We start from the raw sequence: 19,184 nt of genomic DNA, 5'->3' as shown, positions 1-19,184 counted from the left end.
TCGGTCTCACTCCACCCGCTGCGCTTACGTCACCTGCTTCGGCTCGAACCCCGCGTCGCGATAGAACCGTCGCGCGCCGTCGTTGTCCCACTCGCAGGAGACGGTGAGGTAGTCGCAGTCGCGGTCGCCAGCCATCGCCCGCACGCGCTCCACGACCGCCGCGCCGTAGCCCCGGTTTCGGTGCTCCTCGTCGACGGCGAGGTTCACGATCTTCAGGTACCGGGACCGCGCTCGGGAGGGACGGTGACCCGTTTCGAGCGTCACGAACCCGACGGTGTCGCCGTCGACGGAGACGAGGTAATCGGTCGTCGACGGGTCCTCGAGGTGCTCGCGAAACCCCTCGTCCGGGACCTCGCTCGCGTCGGCGTATGCGAGTTCGTTCAGCTCCGAGTACGATACCGTCGACGTCGCGAGGTCGTACCACCGCTCGACGAGCGCGTCGAGGTCGCCCTCGGTGGCTTCGACGAGTTCCATGCCGGCCCACCGCGGCGACGGCCCTTCAGTATTGGTCCGGCGCGCGTCGCCGTCGCGTCCGGCGCCCGCGCCGCGGTCCGGTCCGGATTCGCGGAGCGATCCGGCGTGAGACCGACAGGCACATGCGGATCCCCCGAGACGGGCCGATAGATGCTCGGGCTGGAACACGACTTCCGGATCGTCGACACCCGCGCGACGCTGGACCCCGACGAGTCCTCGGTCGCCACGCACGGCCGGGACATCTCCCCCGAGCGGTTGGAGCGCGAGATGCTCCAAGCGGGCGTCGTGCGCGCGGTCGCGAGCCCCGGTCGCCGTTCGCCCGGCCGGAGCTACCTCCGCGCGAACAACGCGGTCGCGCGGCTCTCGATCGACCGGCCGTTCGTCGCGTTCGCCCGGCTCAACGGCCCGCGCGATCCGGGGACCGGCCCCCTTCCGGCGATCCGGAACCTCTACGCCGAGCGCGACGACCACCACGCCCGCCCGGACGACGTCGAGCAGTACTCCTACGACGACCGGTTCCACGGGTTCACGCTCGTCCCCCACGTCGACGGGCTCCCGAACGAGGACGTGTTGCGGCGGCTTGAGGCGGCCGACCTCCCGCTCATCGTCCACGCCGGCAGGGAGTTCCCGCCCGAGGCGGTCGAGCGCGAGCTGCTCGACTACGACCTCCCGGTCGTCCTCGCGAGCTTCGGCGGCTACCCGCTCGACGCCGACCTGATGAACGAGACCCTCGACCTGCTCGACGATCACGACCGGCTCTACGTCGACACGAGCGCCGTGCGCTACCGAGAGGTGCTCGAACGCGGCGTCTTGGAGCACCCGGACCGCGTCCTCTTCGGCTCCGGCGCGCCGGACGTCCACCCGAACGTCGGCGTGATGGAGGTGCTCACGCTCGACGTCTCCGAGGACCTGATGCGCCGCGTGTTCGCGAAGAACCCGGCTCGGCTGATCCCCGCGCTCGCCGAGGGCGCGGACGTCTGAACCGACGGTCACTTGTCGCGGCACCGCCGACCCGACGAGCATGAGCGACGCCGAGAGCGAAATCGACGACGGCGACGACGCCGACGACGACCCCCTTGTCGAGGTCGTTCGCGCGGCCGGCCACGAGCACGTCACCGCCGAGCACGCGAGCACGTTCGAGTTCACGACGGACGACTGGCTCACGCCCGCCGGCGACTGCATCGTCGGCGTCGCGGCCGAACGCGCGCCCCGCGACTTCTCGGCGTCGTTCCGAGAGGCGTGTCGAGACGCGGACGCGACCGTCTCTGCGACGATCGCCGTCGGGGAGCCGGGCGACGAGGCGGTCGACCTCGCGGCCCCGGCGCACGTCGACCGGATCGCCGGACGCGGCGACCCCGACCTGACGCTCCTCGACGACCGCTCGATGGTCGGACGGACGAGCGACTACACCGACGACGAGCGCACGATCCTGGTCGACGGCGACGGGGCGGCCGCCGACCTCGACCGCGACCTCGTCGCCGCGCTCGCCGAGGGCGCGCCGGTCGCGCTGCGGCTGGCCGTCGAACCGGCGGAGTGAGGCGGTGCGAGGCGAGGCGATGCGGACTGAGACGAAGCGATACGGACTGAGACGAAACGAGGCCGAGTTGAGCAGTGAACGCGGGTCCCTCGTCCGGTCCGGTCAGAGCCGGCCGGCGGCGTCGATCAGGTCGGTGGTCGGGAACGGGTCCTCGCGATCGAACGACGCGAAGACGGCCTCGTAGCGCGCCGCGGGCAACACGAGCACGACGACGTTCTCGAAGAACAGCGTCTGGGCCTCGAACTCCTCGTCGATGAGCTCCCTGAACTCGTCGCCGGTGACCTGACTCGCCATGATCAGCCGATACGCAGATTCGAGGTCCCGGTCGGAGTAGCGCGACTCCAAGTCAGCTCGGATGTACTCGACCGTGAAATCGAGGGAGTCGAGAGAGGCTATCACGCGAGCCTCGGCGCCGTCGACGCCGCGGAGGGTCTCCACCAGTTCGGACACACCGGCGGATTTTGCTGGTACGTACTAAAATCGCACGTTCGGGACCGGCCTCAGATCGGGAGCTCCGCGTCCGCTCCGACGACTCGGTCGACCTCCTCGGGGGCGCGCCAGTCGGTCGTGCGCTCCAGCAGCTGCACGACCATCCGACCCGTCACGCCCCAGACGGTGTAGCCGTCGACGTGGAAGAAGTGGACTCGGTGGTCGCCGTACTCCGGGTGGCCGATGCGACGCTCCGACTCGTAGTTCGCGGCGTCGGTCAGCCCGCTTACGGGGAGGACCGCGACCTCGGCCACCTCCGACTCGTCGGGGACGTACTCCCGGTCGGGCGCGACGCCGACGAACGGCCCGATCCGGTAGGCCGAGGAGGTCCGCGTGTCGTCGAGCCGCCCGACGACGTCGACCTCGTCGGGCCGCATCCCGACCTCCTCGTTCGCCTCGCGGAGGGCGGTGTCGGTCAGGGTCCGGTCGATCGGCTCGCGGCCGCCCCCGGGGAAGCTCATCTGCCCCGGGTGTTCCCCGAGGTGTGCGGCGCGCTTCGTGAACAGCAGGTGGGCCTCGCCGCCGCGCTCGACGACGGGCGCCAGCACCGCCGCCTCGCGGCGCGCCCGAGTCACTTTCTCGGGCGTGTACCGACGCAGCCCCGACAGGTCCATACCGGCCGTAGGCGCCGGGAAGGGGTTAACGTTTCTCCGCGTTCCTGCGGTCTGAAACGATCGGCGGCGGCGAGGGAGACGCCGCATTCGGCCCGCCGCGTCCGGCCCATCGCGTCCCAACGGCCCGCACGGCTTCGGACGTTTTAAGCCCGCGACCGACCCTTCACACGACAATGAGCGACGACGACCAAGAACTCGGTATCACCGAGTCCAAGTCACACAACACCGGCGAGTGGTACGCCGAAGTCGTACAGAAGGCCGGGCTGGCCGACTACGGCCCCGACGGGATGAGCGGGTTCATCGTCACCCGGCCGCGCGCGTACGCCGTCTGGGAGCGCCTGCAGGGGTTCCTCGACGCGAAGTTCAAGGAGACCGGCGTCCAGAACGCCTACTTCCCCCTCTTCATTCCCGAGTCGTACCTCGAACGGGAGAAGGACATCGTCGAGGGGTTCGACCCCGAGGTCGCGTGGGTGACCCAGGCGGGCACGAAGGAGCTCGAAGAGCGGCTCGCCGTCCGCCCCACCTCCGAGTCGATCATCACGCCGTACATCAGCCAGTGGGTGCGGAGCCACCGCGACCTCCCGCTGCGCGTGAACCAGTGGTGCTCGGTCGTGCGCTGGGAGGCGACGGAGACGAAGCCGTTCTTCCGCACGAAGGAGTTCCTCTGGCAGGAGGGCCACACCGCGCACGCGACGAGCGAGGACGCGTGGGACGAGACCATGACGCGGCTCGACCAGTACGAGTCCGTCTACGAGGACCTGCTGGCGATGCCCGTCCTGAAGGGACAGAAGCCCGACCACGACAAGTTCCCCGGCGCGGACACGACGACGACCGTCGAGGCGCTGATGCCCGACGGGAAGTCGGTGCAGGGGGCGACCTCCCACCACCTCGGACAGTCGTTCGCGGAGGCGTTCGACATCACCTTCTCCGACGAGGACGAGGAGGAGCGGCTCGCGCACACCACCTCGTGGGGGCTCTCGTGGCGCGCGCTCGGCGCGCTGATCATGACCCACTCCGACGAGCAGGGGCTCGTGCTCCCGCCCGGCGTCGCCCCCGAGCAGGTCGTCGTCGTCCCGATCTGGCAGGAGGACACGAAAGACGACGTACTGGAGTACGCCGAGGGCGTCGCCGACGACCTCGACGCGGCGGTCGTCCGCGTCGAGCTCGACGACCGCGACGAGCGCAACCCCGGCTTCAAGTTCAACGAACACGAGCTCAACGGGATCCCGATCCGGATTGAGATCGGCCCCCACGAGGTCGAGGACGGCGAGCTCACGCTCGTTCACCGCCCCGACGGGGAGAGCGTCGTCGAGGACCGCGAGGGCGTCGTCGACACGGTCCGCGACCACCTCGACGAGGTGTACGCGAAGCTGTACGCGGCCGCGGAGGAGACGCTCGACGGCGAGGTCCGCGAGGCCGAGGACCGCGCCGAGATCCTCGGGACGCTCGGCCAGCACGGCGGCTACGTGAAGACGCCGTGGTGCGGCGACGAGGCCTGCGAGGAGCCGATCAAGGAGCCGATGGCCGCCGAGATCGTGATGGTCCCGTTCGAGGACGACGACCCGCTCGTCGACGGCGAGGGCGACGAGACGTGTGCGATCTGCGGCGAGGACGCCGAACGGACCGCCTACTTCGCGAAGTCGTACTGAGGCGTAGAGCCGACGACGCTCCCCGGCGTCGTCGCCGGTACTCGCACGGTCCGCGAGCCCGCTCGTGAACACCCCGCCGCCGTCCCGCGTTTAATCCGCGTTGATCCGACTTAACGGAGATCGGTTTATATACGGATACGTCGCCTACCGTCAGGTGATGAACCGAGGTATCGCGCTCCTCGTCGTCGCGTTCGCGGTAGTCGGCGTCGTCGGGATCGCCGCGGCCGGCCCGGTCGGGACGGCCGTCGCGCAGGGGGACCCGGGGGCGACGAACGAGACGGCCGAGGGCAACGAGACGGCGAACGTGACCGACATCAGCCCCGGTGAGCGCCTTTCAGGCGTGATAGGGGTCCAGCGGGCCGAGATAGCCGGCGAAGTCGATTCGCGGGCGTTCGAGGTAGCACTCAACCGGACGGAGAACGCTGAGGACCGGGCCGACCTAGTCGAGGAGCGGTTGAACCGGACCGAGGGGCGACTGACCGATATCGAGCGGCGGCAGCGAGAACTCCGCGAGCGCCGCGACGCCGGTGAACTGACTCAAGGCGAGTTCGCCGCGCGGATGGCGGAGCTCGGCGCCCGGGCGGAGACGGTCAAGCGCGAGGCGAACCGAAGCGCCGACGTCGCCCGCGATCCCCCCGAGTCGGTTCGGGCGGACCGCGGCCTCGATGAGGAGCGACTCGGCGAGCTTCGCGAGCGCGCCAACGAGGCGAGCGGCCCGGAGGTCGCGGCGATCGCCCGCGGCGTCGCCGGAAACGACGTCGGTGGGCCGTTGGCGGCCGAGCGACGCGGCCCGCCTGAGAACGCGGGTCCAGAGAGCGATCCGGGTCCCGGTGAGGGGGGCGACGGCGGCGACGGCGTTCCCGGGACCGGTGACGGGACGGCCGGCGAGGGTCCGCCCGACCGCGGCGACGGGAGTGACGCCGACGGCAACGCGACGAACGCGACCGGCGACTCGACGAACGCGGTCGGGACGCCGACGGACGGTTCGGGGAACGCGAACGAGGGGGCCGGTCGCGGTGACGGCGGCGACCGCAGTGACGGTGCGGACGGAGGGAACGCGACCGCTCAGGGCGACGGGGGGTCCGCGCCCGCCGGCGACGACCGCGGCGCCGGCGACGACCGCGGCGCCGGCGACGACCGCGGCGCCGGTAACGACTCAGTCCCCGGTGCCAGCGCCGTGAGCGCCGTCGACGCCGTCGCTGACCGTCTCGCCGGATCGCTGACGGACGGCACCGACTTCTTTCGAGGGGTCGTCGGCGGTGTCGATGGCTGAGTCGCGGCGGCTCCGGCCGCGGTCCGAGGCGACCGAGACGGAGCCGAGCGGCTCCGTCGCGCGCCCGCCGAGCCGCCCGAATCGCGGGCGGTCTCGTTTTGAAGATAGGAAGCGATTTATCCGAGCCTCGTAACTGTCCGCCCGTGCAGCGAACGGTACTCCTTCTCGTCGTCGCGCTCGTCGCCAGCGCCGGCCTCGCGTCGGTCGGGGCCGCACAGACCGGGGCGGGGCTCCCGTCCGGCGGCTTCGATCAGATGGACGTCAGCCCGGACGACGTCCTGATAGCGGTCACAGTCGAACCCGACGGCGACGCGGTCTGGGAGACCCAGTACCGGATCCGCCTCGCGGACGACGACGAGGAGCAGGCCTTCGAGGAGCTCCGCGCCGACGTGGAGTCGGACCCGGACGCGTACACGAGCCGGTTCGGCGAGCGGATGCGCACGACTGCGGGGGCCGCCGAGAACGCGACGGGCCGCGAGATGAACGTCACGAACGTCAGCGTGAGCGCCGAGCGACGCGAACTCCCGCAGTCGTACGGCGTCCTGACGTACCGGTTCGAGTGGAGCAACTTCGCGGCCGTCGACGGCGACCGACTCCTCGTGGGGGACGCCGTCGACGCGCTGTTCCTCGACGAGAGCACGTCGCTCATCGTCTCGTGGGAAGACGGGTACCGACTCGGCGAGGCGTCCCCGACCCCGACGGAGACCCGTGACGACGCCGTCGTCTGGCAGGGGCCGGTCGACTTCACCGAGGGGGAACCGCGCGTGACGATCGAACCGGAGGGACTCGCCGCCGGGCTGCTCCCGTTCGTCGCCCTCGGACTGCTCGTGGCGGTCGTCGCCGTGGTCGGCTACCGCCGCCGCCCGTGGGGGGCGTCGGCTTCGGGCGAGGCGCCGGTGGCGACGTCGAAACCGGCAGAGTCCGGAGCGGCCACTTCGACCGCGGCCGACGGCGCGAGCGTCTCGACCGCGGCCGGATCGGGCGAGAACGACGCGACCGGCGGCCCGGACGCCGAGAAGAGCGAGCCGAGCGCCGCCGCGGACGAGGACGCCGACGTGGCGGCGCCGCCGGTCGACGAGGACCTGCTGAGCAACGAGGAGCAGGTGATCCGACTCGTCGAGGAGAACGGCGGTCGGATGAAACAGAAACGGGTCGCCGAGGAGCTGGACTGGACCGCCGCCAAGACCAGCCAAGTCGTGACGGGGCTTCCGGACGAGGGGGACCTCGACGGGTTCCGGCTCGGCCGCGAGAACGTGCTCTCGCTGCCCGGATACGACGCGGCCGGCGAGGGCGACGCCGCCGGCGACACCGACCGAACAGCGAACGAAGGCGGCGAGTGACGCGTCTCCCCCTCGTCAGAGGTCCCGTGACCGCCCGAGGTGCTTGAGCTCGCCGCCGCACTCACACGTGCCGCCGGAGTCCGTTCGCGCCCCGCATTCGAAACATTCGTACAGTTCTCGTCCGTCGCTCTCTGATTCTGGTCGCATAATAGTGGAAATGGTACCAAGTAACATAGATTCGATCCTATTATTCTTTATAGAATAGTGCATTCTTAACGCGATCGGATGAACGTGCGATCAGATCGCGTTCCGAACCGTGCTCGGCGTCAACGGCCCGCCAATGCGTCGGTTCCGGGTCGCCGCGGAGTTGAGGGCAGACGAACGAACGACCCGGAATCCGTTCCTTTTTCACCCGAATCGACGTATAGAACGTATGGAAATCGGTTTCAATCTCGGAGCGAACGCGCCGACCGGCGTCTTCACCCTCCACGCCGTTGCCGCAGTGTTCTTCCTGTACCTCGGGGTCGTGAACGCGGCCGCCGGCGAATCGCTCGGACTCGCGTTGAACGCCCTCATCGGCGCTATGCTCGTCGCCGCCGGTGTCGTGACGGCACGGATCACCAAACGACGGACCTGAGTCATGGGTCGTTTCCGCTGTTCCGATCATTTCACGCGATGTTTCGGTCGCCCTTTCGCGCGACGTATCCGTAGACTCGAGCGGTGACGTGTTCGACGAACGAAAGACGCATGACCCAAACGATTGGGACGAAACAACGATACTGGTCAAGAAGTTCGCGACCCGCATCGTACCCCTCGTACCGATCACCGTCTCGGAACACGCACACACCACTGGACATATCGATGTCGGTCCGCTGAGCGTACCGACTCGGGGCCTCGCTCTGTGAATAAAATTCTATACTGTCCGAGACGTCGAGAAGCGCAAACGGGGTGAGAGCACGCATACAGGTGCGGCACTGTTCGTCGAACACGACTGTGATCCCTCGGTGCCTGATGAGACGTTTGAATCCGATGTCCCAGCTCGCGAACAGGAGTAGAATGAAGTACACGTCAACGAAGTGAATTCCGAGCAACAGGCGATTGGAGGCGGTGAACGACAGTAGTCCAAGTATTATCGGTGTGATACTGATTTTTGCGAGGACCGCGATGAGGAACCCGAGTTCTAACACTAGCGTTCCGATTCCCGCTGTGCGCGTGAGCAGCGGGTACTCCGCGACGAACTTTAGCGGACCGTCCGGTCGGTACGTGGTGACGATCCGAGCGAGGTTATCAGCGGCCGCGAACTCGAGGCTCGGATTCAGGAGCCCGTCGTGGAACACCTTGTCGTATCCGGCTCCGAAGTAAATAATCGCGATGACGATGAGGCACCACTTGAGCGCAGGCATCCTGTAGGACGCCCCGTCGGATTCGAGACGGTGTCTGAGCGTCTCAAGTGACTCGTGTTTGGTTCGGCGGAAGAAATCGACGGACAGGCCCTCCGAGTCGTGGAACAGCGCGAACAGGATCAGAAAGTAGACGCCGATATAGAGCGCTTCCGTCTCCCCGCTGCCGACGAGCGTCGCTCGAACCACTGCCAGATGAGCCAGAAGAAGTGCGCCGGTGACTGCCGTGAATCGGATCCGATATCCGACGACGAATCCGACGAGGAGACCGATCAGGAGCCACTTTTCGACGGTCAGGATCAATCCAGGTGCAACCGGCGGCACAGCCCAGGCGTACTCCGGAGTCTGGTAATACGGGACCGTGAGGAAGAGCGGCCAGTCATACATGGCCGTCTTCCAGACGAGCCAGAAGCCGGTGATCCCCCGGGCCGCTGTGAGATTTATCGGCGAGTCGCGTTCAGGATCTGAAGCGTAGTTGACGAACATCGTTAGTTCATCCTCGTCGCGTTATCGGCGCCTCGTTCCGGGTACAGCTCCAAAACCAACTCTTCGGACCGGGAGGTGATTTCCGTTCCGTCGGTGGAGGTTACCGTTCGAACTTGATATACGCGGATTCCGACAAACTCAGAGTACCCACTCAACTCCTCCGCCGTCCACCCGCCGGAACTGTGTGCCGGGAAACGGTACAGACGACGGGGATTGTTCCAAACGTCGGACGGTACCGTTCCTCGAGTCGGGTGTCCGCGCTCCACCGCTGTGCGATACGTATTTGTCCGATCGAGTAGCCACCGGGCGATCTCCTGATCCTCCTCGCTCGATTCGTTCGAAACGAGTCGTTCCGCAGGCAGGGGGTAAATACCGTCGTGCGCTAATAGCGCCTTTTCATCGACTTTGATCTCCTGTCCGTTCGCGTCGACGACGCGAATCTCGTACTCGGTCGATTCGATCGGCTTCGGCTCCGAAAACTTATGCCAGTTTATGAACGGGCTGATGGTGATCGGAATGACTGTTTGGAACAGTAAGAGAACGATGAGAAATCCCGCTAAGTACGATTTCGTGACGTATTGCCGGTCAGAGAATATCACTGCCAGCGCGCTCAGTAAGAAGAACCCACAAAACACCATCGGAAGAATCAGCTCTGCGTATGGACGCAGAATCTCAATTAGCCCTGCGATGCCTATCACGATCGGTTGCCCCATGAAAGTGTGAATTGAACTCAAAGTATTTGTTATACACAATTTAATCTTAAATTCTCTGGATAGAGTTCAGATAGGAAAGTGGAGTGAGGCGGTCCGATCTTTGACTGGTCTATGCTTGAGATCGTCCGCCTCAACAACTCTAGCGTGTTCTACGAGCTGTATTCCCGGAGCGAGAGATCACACGCGAGCCTGCAATGAAGCTCGGTATCTGGCTCCGTTTAATCGTGATTTAACTCTCAGACAACGTCTTTATTTCCGATATATCGGGTGGCGGTCGCTGTCTACCTACCGTTCACAGCAGTGTTTCGAAAGGTGATGTATAGCCGGTCTCGTATGCTGATCTGGGTCACATCACGGCTGATGAGACCGCGATCCAAGTTACTGACGACCAGTTCTGGAGGAATGACTGTTTCCAGTCTCGACCAGACGTTTCACGACTCTCACGTAAGTCGATATTGTCGAGAGGGAACTCTGGTTACCAGTCTTAGTCGTCGTTTACCAGCGCTCCGCCGATAGTTTAGACCGGCTGAGAACCGAGTGGGATTGGGTTATGAATTTGATTTAATCGTCTCCTCGGTTCTCATTGGCGGCGTTCGACCACCCAGAACGCACGACGGATTCGGTCCGAAACGTCCGTCTTGGAGCGCGATCAGTACGCCAGCAATAGGCAGTTTCAGACGAGACGCAACAACGGACAGAGTGATGTAGAAAGCATTGAAGCCGTTATTCTCGAAGCCGGAGGAGGGATTTGAACCCCCGACCTATTCCTTACGAAGGAATCGCTCTGCCAGCTGAGCTACCCCGGCGCGCGTCTAACAATTCCCGAACGGCAAAATAAGGGTTCCGAAACGACGACGGCTCGGGGACCGGGCGCGGGCTCGATGCCCTCGACATCTCTCGATCCCCGCGCCCTCAAATTGTTGTCGTTCGTCTCGGTTAAAGTCTAATTCTACCTAGATGCGGCGGTTTCTATCGATACTATCACAGGTGTATAAGGAAAAAACATAAATACTTGTTCAGGTCTTCAGTACAGTGTGGTCGCGCCGCGACGGCGGAGATCGGCTCCGTCGGTGGTGCGTGCCCGGTCGAAGCCCGTGCCGGGTGCCGATACTCTCGTCGGTCGCTTCCCCCACGGCGACCCGACGTGGCGGTCACCACTATCAGCGATCCACCGCGGCCGTCGTCCACCCACGTCTCCGACGTGTCAAGCGCGAAATCGCCTCTGACCTCGACGCTCCGACGGCCGCGAACTCTTGTCATGTGACGGGCCGTGTCGTCCCGACCCGCTCGTTCCCGGGCGGGACGACTGCCGCGCTGTCGGTCAGTCCATCCGGTCTCCTCGGTAGTTATCGGTGTGAGAGCCACTCGGCGAGGGGCGGCGCTCGTCCGACGCTCGCCGCGCCCCTAAGCGAAGAGCCGCCGCGGCTCGCTCGCGATCGCCGAGAGACCGCTCGCGCCGGCCCCGAGAGCGCCCGCGACCCGCACCTCCGCCGGTGCGACGCCGAGCTCGCGGGAGAGGCGCCCCGGGCGCGCGTCCGCGCCGATCACCGCGACCGTCCGACCGCGGACCCGGACCTCGGTCGTGAGGCGCGTCGCGGTCAACAGCGCGGCGGGGGCGCGTGCGTCGCCGTTCTCCGGTAGCCTCCGGACGACCCGGATCGCGTCGCGGACGGTCGGTACCTCGACGAACAGCCGCTCGCCGGTCGAGCGGACGTCGAGATCGACGCCGTCGACGGTGAGCGTGAGGTCCTCCGTGACGACCGAGAGCGGCGCCCTCGCGTCAGTCCCGCTCACGGGTCGTGACCCGCACGGTGCCGTCGAGCCGCCAGTTGGCGTGCTCGACGTCGTCGCCGGTTCCGCTGGGGACGTCGACGCTCATGTCCTCGAACTCGTACACGATCTCTGCGTTGCGGCCGGTCAGCCGGTCGTAGAGCCCGATTGCGAGGTCGGGCCACGTGGTCGTCTCGTCGATGCGCTCCTCCGGGTCGACTGTGTCGCTCATAGTCGATGGATACCACGTACCACAGTACTATAAAATTGTCACTCTGTCGAAACCACCGGCGGCGCTGGCGACGGGGAGTCACCGACACGTGATGACGCCGGCGTCGCAGGCGCGACCGACCGAACCGCGCTTCAGAGCCGCGTCAGCCGGACGTCGAGGCAGACGTTGTACTCGTGGGGCGCGTACGACCGGACGACGCGCTCCGTCTCGATGTCGACCGCGTACTCGTCGCCGGCCGCCTCGCGGATCGCCCGCGCTCCGGGGCCGAACGGGTCGTCCTCGTGCTGAATGTCGTAGTAGTGGACCGCGCAGTCGTCGCCGGCCAGCCGAACGGCGGTGTCGAGGAACGCGTCGGCGGAGTGCGGGAGGTTCATCACCAGCCGGTCGGCCGCGTCGGCGTACTCGTCCGCGATCTCCCGCACGTCGCCGGCGATCGCGGTCACGCGGTCGGCGACCCCGTTCCGGGCCGCGTTCTCGCGGAGGTAGTCGACGGCGCGCTCGTTGAGGTCACAGGCGATCACGTCGGCGCCGCGGGACGCCAACGGCACCGCGTAGGGGCCGACGCCCGCGAACATGTCGACGGCGGTCTCGCCCGCCTCGGCCCGCTCGATCACGCTGTGGCGCTCCGTGGCGAGCCGCGGCGAGAAGTACACCTCGGCGACGTCGAGCAGGAACTCGTGGCCGTACTCGCGGTGGACGGTCTCCGTGCCGTTCCCGGCCAGCACGTCCCACCGCCGGACGCGGAGCTCGCCCTCGATCGGCGACGCGCGGTTGAGCACCGTCTCGCAGGGCACGTCGGAGGCCATCACCGCGTCGGCGATCTCGCGGGCGCGCTCGTCGTCGTCCTCGTCGACGATGACGATGTCGCCGAGGCGCTCCAGCGAGGGCTCGTATCCGAGGACGTCGGTCGGCGTCTGCGGGCGATCGCGCTCGGCGGCGTCGCGCTCGACGACGGACGCGTCGAGGTCGGCAGGCACCGCTTCCGGGTCCGTGACGGGGATGTAGATGGTGTCGCCCTCGACCGCGATCTCGTGGTCGCCGTCGAGGACGCCCGCCTCGGCGAGGCGCTCGCGGACGGCCTCTCCGCGCTCGCGGTCGACGGCGACGCAGGGAACGCTCATTGTCGCGGAGAGGCGGAGCGAGCCATAAACGCTGACGCTTTCGGCCGTCCGGGACGGACGGGCCGACGATCCGGTGCGACCGCGGCGCCGGAGTCAGTCGTCCGCGCGCGCCCCCGGACGATACGCCTCGCTTATCCGCTTCCACTTTCCGGATCGGAACCGCCAGTAGTTGATCGCGGCGGGGATCGTCGTCTCCGCGAGGAACGCCGTGTAGAGGCCCCACAGCCCGATCGCGGGGAGCGCGACCTCCGGGAGCGTGAGCCCGGTCAGGGGCACGTCGAGCGCGGGGGTCACGTCGTTAGCGCCGACGTACGCGAGCGGGATCGAGACGCAGAACATTCCCAGAAACTGGCTCGCGAAGGGGATCTTCGTGTCGCCGGCCGCGTCGAGCGGTCCCGCCGCCCCGCCGGAGACGCCCTGGAACACGACGGCGACGCAGGCGGCGTACACGAGGTTCACGGCGATCGGGACCTCCGGGCTCTGTGGGCTCTCCGCGAACAGCACCACGATGTCGGTCGCGAACGCGGCGATCAGCGCCGCGGAGACGACGTACGTCGCCACGGAGAAGCGGATGATGTCGCGGGCGTACGCCTCCGCCTCCCCGGGGTCCTCGCCGCCGAGTTCCTGTCCGACGAGGCTTGAGGAGGCGAGCCCGAACCCCCAGCCGGGCGTGTTCATGAGCCCCCAGATGCGCCGTGCGATGACGAACGCGGCCACCGTGTTCTCGCCGAACACGTCGAGGATGGCGAGCATCGGGAACTCCGCGGCGGTCCACACGAGGTTGCGCGCGCCGACCGGGAGCCCGATCTCGACGAGGTCGCGGAGCATGTCCGGGTTCAGGTAGGAGCCGAAGGGGTCGATGGCGACCGGGAACTCGCCGATCAGGGGTGCGCTACCGCGCACGATCCCGACGGCGAAGCCGGCGACGGCGAGGACGTTCGAGAGGACGGTACCGACCGCGGCGCCCTCGACCCCCCAGCCGAACCCGAAGATGAACAGCGCGCTGAGGACGATGTTCGCGAGCGCGCCCCCCGCCCGCACCTGCATCGCGGTGTACGCGTCGTCGCAGCCGACCAAGACGCGGCTCCCGACGAGGTTGAGCGTGGCGAACGGCACCCCGAGCCCGACGACGCGGAGGTAGTCGGCCCCGAGCGCGATCGCGGCCTCGTTGCTGCTCAGGACGTCGATGAACGCCGGCGCGTACAGCCAGAACGCCGAGCTGACGGGGAGCGTGACGAGCACGACGAGGAGGACGCTCGACCGCACGGCGTCGCCGAGCTCGCCGTACGCCGCCGCGCCGTACCGCTGGGAGACCAGGGCGATGGTACCGCCGGCGACGCCGCCGCCGATCGCGAACGAGAGCCCCCAGTACGGCCCGGCGAACCCGACGCCGGCGACCGCGCTGGTGCCGACCGCGACGCCAACCATCGCGACGTCGACTGCGTTCTTCGACATTCGAGCGATCCCCGTGACGATCCGCGGCCACGCGAGGTCCGTCGTCCGGACCACCCGGTGGCGGTCGATCAGTCCCGCCCTCGCGAGGGCGAAGCCGATGTACAAGATGAGCGCGCGGAAGGGGTTCGGGAGGCGGACCACTGCGAGTACGCCTCTTTCCCGGTGGGCGCTAAAGGGATTTCGTCACGCGGCGGTCGTTTCCGGATCGGGGGGACTCGACCGCGACGTTGAGGCGGAGACAGATCTCAGGCGCCCGACACGAGGTACACGGCCGCGGCGGCGAAGACGATCCCGACCGCCTTGCGGGCGGTGAACGACTCGCCGAGGAAGAGGAAGCCGATCACAGACGAGAAGACGAGGAACATCGCGAAGATGGGCGTCACGACGCTCACCGGCCCCAACGCGAGCGACCGGTACAGCGCCAGGATGCCGATCCCGAGGAACACTCCGGCCGCGAGCACGTGGAGGATCTTCGGCGACCCGAGGTGGACGGCAAACCCCTGGCCGGTGTACGCGAGCACGCCGACGGCCATGCAGATGAGCAGGGTGTTAGAGACCACGACGGCGACGTCGCTCGGGACCGCGTCCGGTCCCGTGGTCGCGACGCGCATCAGCGGCGAGACGAGCGCGTACGCGCCCATCGCGAGGAGCGCGTAGGGGAGATACGTAGCGTCCATACCGGCGGGTCGACCGTGGCGAACTAGTGCCTACCGACCCGCGGCCGTCGGCCGGCGGCTACCGACCCGTGCCCGCGGAGCCGGCGGACGCGTGGGTCTCGGCGCCGGCCGACTCCTCCCCGCCCGCCGGCGCCGCGTCGCCGGTGGGGACGGAGACCGTGACGGCCGTCCCGCGGGGCTCCCGCTCCGCGAAGGAGACGCTCCCGCCGACCTCGTCGATCCCCCACTTCACGATCCAGAGGCCGATCCCGCTGCCGTGTTCCAGCGGCGTCTCCGTGCCCTGCGCCAAGACCTCGTACTCGGCCGGGTCGATCCCCGGGCCGTCGTCGGCGACGGAGACCTCGACCCAGCCGTTCGCGACGGTCGCCTCGATCCACACGGACGGCGCGTCCGCGTCGTCGTGCTCGACCGCGTTCGAACAGAGGTTCGCCGCGACGACGCGGAGGGTCGACGGAACCGGCACGTCCGGCACGTCCCCGTCGATCGACACCCGAGCGTCTGGGAACTCCTCGCGGAGGTCGGCCGCCGCCTCCTCGACGACCGCGGACAGCGCGACCGGCGGCTCCGGCTCCGAGACCGGGTCGAACAGTTCGCTCGCGGTCCGGGTCCGCTCGCTGAGATCGAGGATCCGCGATGCGCTCTCCTTGACGACCGACAGCGCGCGCTCGTCTCCGGAGTCGGCCGTCAGTCGGTCGGCGTACCCGTGGATCAGGTTCGTCTCGGTCCGGACGTCGTGTCGAAACACCCTGTTGAGCACGTTCAGCCGCTGCTGCTGACCGAGATACTCGCCAACGTCGTGGAAGACCATGAGCCGCCCGACCGCCCGACCGTGGTTGTCGGTCACGCGTCGCACCGTGACCTCGTACGGTCGGCGCCCGTTCCGTCCCACGATCGAGAGGGGCCCGACGTCGCCCCGTTCACCGTCGAGCGTGTCGTAGCGGGGTACGACCGCGCCGGCCGCCTCCCCGACCGCCGTTCGGCGGTCGACCTCGAACACGTCGGCGGCGCTGCGGTTCAGGTCGAGCACGTGGCCCTCGGTGCCGACGACGAACACGGGGTCGTGGAGCTGCTCGAAGACGAGCTGGCGCGCCCGGCGGCGCGGCGCGGGCGTGAGCGTGAGCAGCCGGAACCGCGACAGCGCGAGGAGGTACGCGACCCCGGAGGCCGCGAACGCGACGGGGGTCGGGTCGAGTCCGGGGATGGGGATCGCCCCGGTGAGATAGAGGACGCTGCTCACCCACGGCACCGCCGTCCCCACGAGCAGCGCCGCGCTCTGCCCCCGGAACGGGCGGGCGTCGTCGCGGACGAGCTGGAGGATCGGGACCGACCCGATCAGCCCCATCAGGTAGGTGTAGCCGGCGATGACGTAGTACCAGGGACCGACGTCGACGCGGAGGAACGACCCGACCGCGGTGTCGGCGACCGCGCGGTCGGTGGTGATGAGCCCCAACGGGTCGCCCGTCGCGACCACGAGGACGGTTATCGCCGGTGCGACGCAGGCCGCCGCCACGACGCTCGGCCGCACGTACCGGTCGCGGCCCGTGTACTCCAGCGCGAACAGCAGCCACCCGACCGGGACCACTACCACGCCGACCCACTGCACGTCGTACCAGAGCGCCTTCGCGGCGAGCGTCGACGCCTCTAACTCGAAGACGAGGAACGTCGTCCACCACACCTGCCCGAAGAGGAGCAGCGCGAGCCACGTCGCCCCCGCCTCCGGCCGCTCCCGCCACGCGAGGATCGCCGCGGACATCCCGGTCACGACCGCGGCGAGAAGCGCGATGGAGAGCGGACTCAGCCCGATCACACTTAATTACATGTAAAGGTGATATAAATCATTTTGTTTCCCTGATTCGACATCCGCGCCGCGATCGGGCGGACGGCGGGAGTCGGTCAGCCGACCAGCGACACCCCCGCGATCGCGGCGCCGACGACGAGGTAAGTGCAGTCCGGGGCGACGCCGAGGACCGCGGCGTCGTCGACGCGGCCGGCGAGGGCGGTGACGCAGACCGACGCGACGATGCCGACGCCGAGCGCCCCGACGAGCGGCCACGCGAACAGCCCGGCGACGGCGGCGGCCGTCACGGCGCCCGCGACGATCAGGTCGACGCCGTACAGCACCCGCCGGGTCCGGGCGACGCCGAGCACGACGGGGAGCGTCTCGACGCCGACCGCCGCGTCCGCCTCCACGTCCCGGACGTTCGGGAGTTCGGCGTCGACGAACGACCGGAGGAGGAAGTACGCGAAGACGACCGGGACGGCCGGCCCCACCGCCGCCTCGGCGAACGCGATCGGGAGGAACGTGAGGGCGGTCGCCCACCCCACGGCGACGACGATCGAGTTGACGACGAGCACGTCCTTCAGGCGGGGGACGTAGCTGTGCCCGCCGTCGGTGACCCCCGCATCGACTCGCCCGACGGGCTGGTCGTCGGGCGCGACGCTCGCGAGGACGTCGCCGACGGCCCGGCCGAGGTCGGGCAACCAGTCGGAGGCGTACACGACCCAGAACGCACCGGGGAGCAGCGTGACCGCGAGCGCGACCGGTCCGCCGATGACCGCGAGCGCGACCGCGGTGCCGTACGCGAGCGTGGCGGCGACCATCAGCTGGTCTCCGTAGCGCCGGGCGAGCAGCGCCCGCTGCGGGGTCGAAGCCGCGTCGGCGTCGGCGTCGGCGACGTGGTCGACGGTGTACACCGCGAAGGTGACCAGTGCGACGACCACCGGGGCGGCTGTCGGCCGGACGCCCAGCAGAACGGTCGCGATGAGCGTCTCGACGGCCGCGACGAGCGCGATGAACGGGGCCCCCGACGCGAACGCGCCGAGGAGGCGCGCGGGGTCGGTAGTCGTCCCGACCGCGGCCGGAGACGTGCCTTTCGGCGCCGCTGACTCTCGACGCGGTGGCGTCGACTCCGTCGAGGCGCGCGGCGGCGTCTCGGACGGGAACTGTTCGGTGTGATTCTCCGAGTCGGTGCCGTCGATGAACTCCGACGGCGGATCTGTCCTGTTTGACATTGTTTGCGGCCGGCACCCCGACTGTCGGTGGCACCCGCCAGCTATACTCAAACCACCGAACCTATTTATACATAATAAAATGAATAAACAAACTGATAATAGTGGGCGTTTTATCTCCGACTGAGCCGATTCGATCTCGCGTGCGTCGCCCACCGGTGGATCGGCGGCGTCCCGAGTCCTCCGTGCCCCCTTCAGTACGCTTTTGGGGCGAGCGGCCGATCCGTCCCCTATGGACGGAACCTTCGACCACACGATGATCCGCGTCGAGGACTTAGAGGAGAGCCTCGACTGGTTCCAGACGCACCTGAACTACGAGGAGAAGGGACGCTGGGAGGCGGACACGTTCACCAACGTCTACCTCGGCCCCGAGGACGTCCACGAGGACGGCGCGCTCTTAGAGCTCACCTACAACCACGGCGACCGCACCTACGAGATCGGCGACGCGTGGGGTCACATCGCCGTGCGCGTCCCCGAGGACGCTCTCCAGGAGTCGTACGACCAGCTGATGGCGGAGGGCGTCGAGGACTACCGAGACCCCGAGTCGTGCGGCAACCGCTACGCGTTCGTGAAGGACCCGGACGGCCACGAGATCGAGATCGTCAAGCGCGACTACGGCGAGAAGTGGAGCATCGACCACACGATGATCCGCGTCGAGGACGCCGACGAGGCGCTCGGCTACTGGACCCGCAAGTTCGAGTACACGGAGCAGCCGGGTGGCCGCTGGGAGGCGGACACCTTCTCGAACTACTTCATGGCTCCCGAGGACGCCCCGAAGGAGGCGATGAAGCTGGAGCTCACGTACAACTACGACGGCCGCGAGTACACGATGGGCGACGGCTGGGGCCACCTCTGCGTCCGCGTCGACGACCTCGACGAGGCGTGGGAGACGCTGATGACCCGCGAGGCGCCGGACTACCGCGACCCCGCCTCCTGCGACCACAACTACGCGTTCACGAAGGATCAAGACGGCCACGAGATCGAACTGCTCGTCCGGGAGTAGGC

General features: G+C 67.9%; 20 protein-coding genes and 1 tRNA gene. 7 read left to right on the top strand and 14 right to left on the bottom strand.

Annotation, left to right across the window (positions count from 1 at the left end):
* Positions 1 to 24 precede the first annotated feature (24 nt).
* Complete coding sequence (locus tag DJ82_RS09335; protein ID WP_094581655.1) at positions 25 to 474, bottom strand: N-acetyltransferase; 450 nt, start codon at positions 472 to 474, stop codon at positions 25 to 27.
* 150 nt (positions 475 to 624) lie between these two features.
* Between DJ82_RS09335 and DJ82_RS09330 the strand changes: the two genes are divergently transcribed.
* The gene (locus tag DJ82_RS09330; protein WP_094524062.1) at positions 625 to 1,455 is read left to right on the top strand and encodes an amidohydrolase family protein; all 831 of its coding nucleotides are present in this window, start codon (positions 625 to 627) and stop codon (positions 1,453 to 1,455) included.
* Between the two features lie 40 nt (positions 1,456 to 1,495).
* A complete protein-coding gene (locus tag DJ82_RS09325; protein WP_094581654.1) occupies positions 1,496 to 2,011 on the top strand; it encodes a DUF371 domain-containing protein in 516 nt (171 codons plus the stop codon).
* A 102-nt stretch (positions 2,012 to 2,113) separates the two neighbouring features.
* On the opposite strand, the gene DJ82_RS09320 is transcribed toward DJ82_RS09325, so the two are convergent.
* Together DJ82_RS09320 and DJ82_RS09315 are read right to left on the bottom strand one after the other, a co-directional pair.
* Positions 2,114 to 2,461 (bottom strand): hypothetical protein, encoded by a 348-nt coding sequence (locus DJ82_RS09320; RefSeq protein WP_094557293.1) that lies wholly within the window; start codon positions 2,459 to 2,461, stop codon positions 2,114 to 2,116.
* Positions 2,462 to 2,511: 50 nt separating this feature from the next.
* Positions 2,512 to 3,114: a CoA pyrophosphatase gene (locus tag DJ82_RS09315; RefSeq protein WP_094581653.1), complete on the bottom strand. Its 603-nt coding sequence runs from the start codon at positions 3,112 to 3,114 to the stop codon at positions 2,512 to 2,514.
* Positions 3,115 to 3,287: 173 nt separating this feature from the next.
* Here DJ82_RS09315 and proS point away from each other — a divergent pair, with 173 nt between their 5' ends.
* The 3 genes from proS to DJ82_RS09300 all read left to right on the top strand — a co-directional run bounded on the left by proS (position 3,288) and on the right by DJ82_RS09300 (position 7,376).
* Positions 3,288 to 4,763, top strand: coding sequence for a proline--tRNA ligase (gene proS, locus DJ82_RS09310; protein ID WP_094581652.1), 1,476 nt, complete (start codon positions 3,288 to 3,290; stop codon positions 4,761 to 4,763).
* 157 nt (positions 4,764 to 4,920) lie between these two features.
* The gene (locus tag DJ82_RS09305; RefSeq protein WP_094581651.1) at positions 4,921 to 6,036 is read left to right on the top strand and encodes a hypothetical protein; all 1,116 of its coding nucleotides are present in this window, start codon (positions 4,921 to 4,923) and stop codon (positions 6,034 to 6,036) included.
* Positions 6,037 to 6,179: 143 nt separating this feature from the next.
* On the top strand, positions 6,180 to 7,376 hold the full coding sequence (locus tag DJ82_RS09300; RefSeq protein WP_094581650.1) for a hypothetical protein: 1,197 nt from the start codon (positions 6,180 to 6,182) through the stop codon (positions 7,374 to 7,376).
* A gap of 15 nt (positions 7,377 to 7,391) precedes the next feature.
* Here the strand turns inward: DJ82_RS09300 and DJ82_RS14565 are convergent, their stop codons facing one another.
* Complete coding sequence (locus tag DJ82_RS14565) at positions 7,392 to 7,523, bottom strand: rubrerythrin-like domain-containing protein (protein ID WP_143420533.1); 132 nt, start codon at positions 7,521 to 7,523, stop codon at positions 7,392 to 7,394.
* A gap of 109 nt (positions 7,524 to 7,632) precedes the next feature.
* On the opposite strand from DJ82_RS14565, the gene DJ82_RS15340 reads away from it, so the two are divergent.
* A complete protein-coding gene (locus tag DJ82_RS15340; protein WP_241881487.1) occupies positions 7,633 to 7,953 on the top strand; it encodes a hypothetical protein in 321 nt (106 codons plus the stop codon).
* Positions 7,954 to 7,984: 31 nt separating this feature from the next.
* On the opposite strand, the gene DJ82_RS09290 is transcribed toward DJ82_RS15340, so the two are convergent.
* From DJ82_RS09290 to DJ82_RS09245, 10 genes are all read right to left on the bottom strand, one after another.
* Positions 7,985 to 9,202 carry a DCC1-like thiol-disulfide oxidoreductase family protein gene (locus DJ82_RS09290; protein WP_094581648.1) on the bottom strand — a complete coding sequence of 406 codons (1,218 nt, stop codon included), beginning with the start codon at positions 9,200 to 9,202 and terminating at the stop codon, positions 7,985 to 7,987.
* A gap of 2 nt (positions 9,203 to 9,204) precedes the next feature.
* Positions 9,205 to 9,936: a YfhO family protein gene (locus DJ82_RS09285; protein WP_143420532.1), complete on the bottom strand. Its 732-nt coding sequence runs from the start codon at positions 9,934 to 9,936 to the stop codon at positions 9,205 to 9,207.
* Positions 9,937 to 10,648: 712 nt separating this feature from the next.
* A tRNA-Thr gene (locus tag DJ82_RS09280) sits at positions 10,649 to 10,721 on the bottom strand.
* Positions 10,722 to 11,319: 598 nt separating this feature from the next.
* On the bottom strand, positions 11,320 to 11,709 hold the full coding sequence (locus tag DJ82_RS09275) for a peptide ABC transporter ATP-binding protein (RefSeq protein WP_094522984.1): 390 nt from the start codon (positions 11,707 to 11,709) through the stop codon (positions 11,320 to 11,322).
* Entirely contained in the window at positions 11,696 to 11,917 is a 222-nt protein-coding gene (locus tag DJ82_RS09270; protein WP_094522986.1) for a hypothetical protein, read from the bottom strand. Before DJ82_RS09270 ends, DJ82_RS09275 begins: the two co-directional genes overlap by 14 nt.
* A 131-nt stretch (positions 11,918 to 12,048) precedes the next feature.
* Positions 12,049 to 13,038, bottom strand: coding sequence for a class I SAM-dependent methyltransferase family protein (locus DJ82_RS09265; protein ID WP_094581646.1), 990 nt, complete (start codon positions 13,036 to 13,038; stop codon positions 12,049 to 12,051).
* A gap of 93 nt (positions 13,039 to 13,131) precedes the next feature.
* Positions 13,132 to 14,634 carry an MATE family efflux transporter gene (locus DJ82_RS09260; protein WP_094581645.1) on the bottom strand — a complete coding sequence of 501 codons (1,503 nt, stop codon included), beginning with the start codon at positions 14,632 to 14,634 and terminating at the stop codon, positions 13,132 to 13,134.
* Positions 14,635 to 14,738: 104 nt separating this feature from the next.
* Entirely contained in the window at positions 14,739 to 15,170 is a 432-nt protein-coding gene (locus DJ82_RS09255; protein ID WP_094522992.1) for an EamA family transporter, read from the bottom strand.
* 58 nt (positions 15,171 to 15,228) lie between these two features.
* Positions 15,229 to 16,977, bottom strand: a complete 1,749-nt coding sequence (locus tag DJ82_RS09250; protein WP_094581644.1) for a histidine kinase N-terminal 7TM domain-containing protein — start codon at positions 16,975 to 16,977, stop codon at positions 15,229 to 15,231.
* A gap of 86 nt (positions 16,978 to 17,063) precedes the next feature.
* Positions 17,064 to 18,182, bottom strand: coding sequence for a UbiA family prenyltransferase (locus tag DJ82_RS09245; protein ID WP_094557287.1), 1,119 nt, complete (start codon positions 18,180 to 18,182; stop codon positions 17,064 to 17,066).
* A gap of 229 nt (positions 18,183 to 18,411) precedes the next feature.
* Here DJ82_RS09245 and DJ82_RS09240 point away from each other — a divergent pair, with 229 nt between their 5' ends.
* Entirely contained in the window at positions 18,412 to 19,182 is a 771-nt protein-coding gene (locus DJ82_RS09240) for a VOC family protein (RefSeq protein ID WP_094581643.1), read from the top strand.
* The last annotated feature ends 2 nt before the right edge of the window (positions 19,183 to 19,184 follow it).

The organism is Halorubrum sp. Ib24 (assembly GCF_002252745.1).
In the GTDB taxonomy this organism is placed as follows: Archaea; Halobacteriota; Halobacteria; order Halobacteriales; family Haloferacaceae; genus Halorubrum.
The sequence above is the reverse complement of the archived record's forward strand: the minus strand, read 5'-3'. Positions and strand labels throughout refer to the sequence as shown.

Coding starts and splice junctions, on each gene's coding strand:
- DJ82_RS09290 (WP_094581648.1), bottom strand. CDS start 9,202: ATGTTCGTCAACTACGCTTCAGATCCTGAACGCGACTCGCCGATAAAT.
- DJ82_RS09270 (WP_094522986.1), bottom strand. CDS start 11,917: ATGAGCGACACAGTCGACCCGGAGGAGCGCATCGACGAGACGACCACG.
- DJ82_RS09330 (WP_094524062.1), top strand. CDS start 625: ATGCTCGGGCTGGAACACGACTTCCGGATCGTCGACACCCGCGCGACG.
- DJ82_RS09335 (WP_094581655.1), bottom strand. CDS start 474: ATGGAACTCGTCGAAGCCACCGAGGGCGACCTCGACGCGCTCGTCGAG.
- DJ82_RS14565 (WP_143420533.1), bottom strand. CDS start 7,523: ATGCGACCAGAATCAGAGAGCGACGGACGAGAACTGTACGAATGTTTC.
- DJ82_RS09240 (WP_094581643.1), top strand. CDS start 18,412: ATGGACGGAACCTTCGACCACACGATGATCCGCGTCGAGGACTTAGAG.
- DJ82_RS09255 (WP_094522992.1), bottom strand. CDS start 15,170: ATGGACGCTACGTATCTCCCCTACGCGCTCCTCGCGATGGGCGCGTAC.
- DJ82_RS09315 (WP_094581653.1), bottom strand. CDS start 3,114: ATGGACCTGTCGGGGCTGCGTCGGTACACGCCCGAGAAAGTGACTCGG.
- DJ82_RS09325 (WP_094581654.1), top strand. CDS start 1,496: ATGAGCGACGCCGAGAGCGAAATCGACGACGGCGACGACGCCGACGAC.
- DJ82_RS09265 (WP_094581646.1), bottom strand. CDS start 13,038: ATGAGCGTTCCCTGCGTCGCCGTCGACCGCGAGCGCGGAGAGGCCGTC.
- proS (WP_094581652.1), top strand. CDS start 3,288: ATGAGCGACGACGACCAAGAACTCGGTATCACCGAGTCCAAGTCACAC.
- DJ82_RS09245 (WP_094557287.1), bottom strand. CDS start 18,182: ATGTCAAACAGGACAGATCCGCCGTCGGAGTTCATCGACGGCACCGAC.
- DJ82_RS09305 (WP_094581651.1), top strand. CDS start 4,921: ATGAACCGAGGTATCGCGCTCCTCGTCGTCGCGTTCGCGGTAGTCGGC.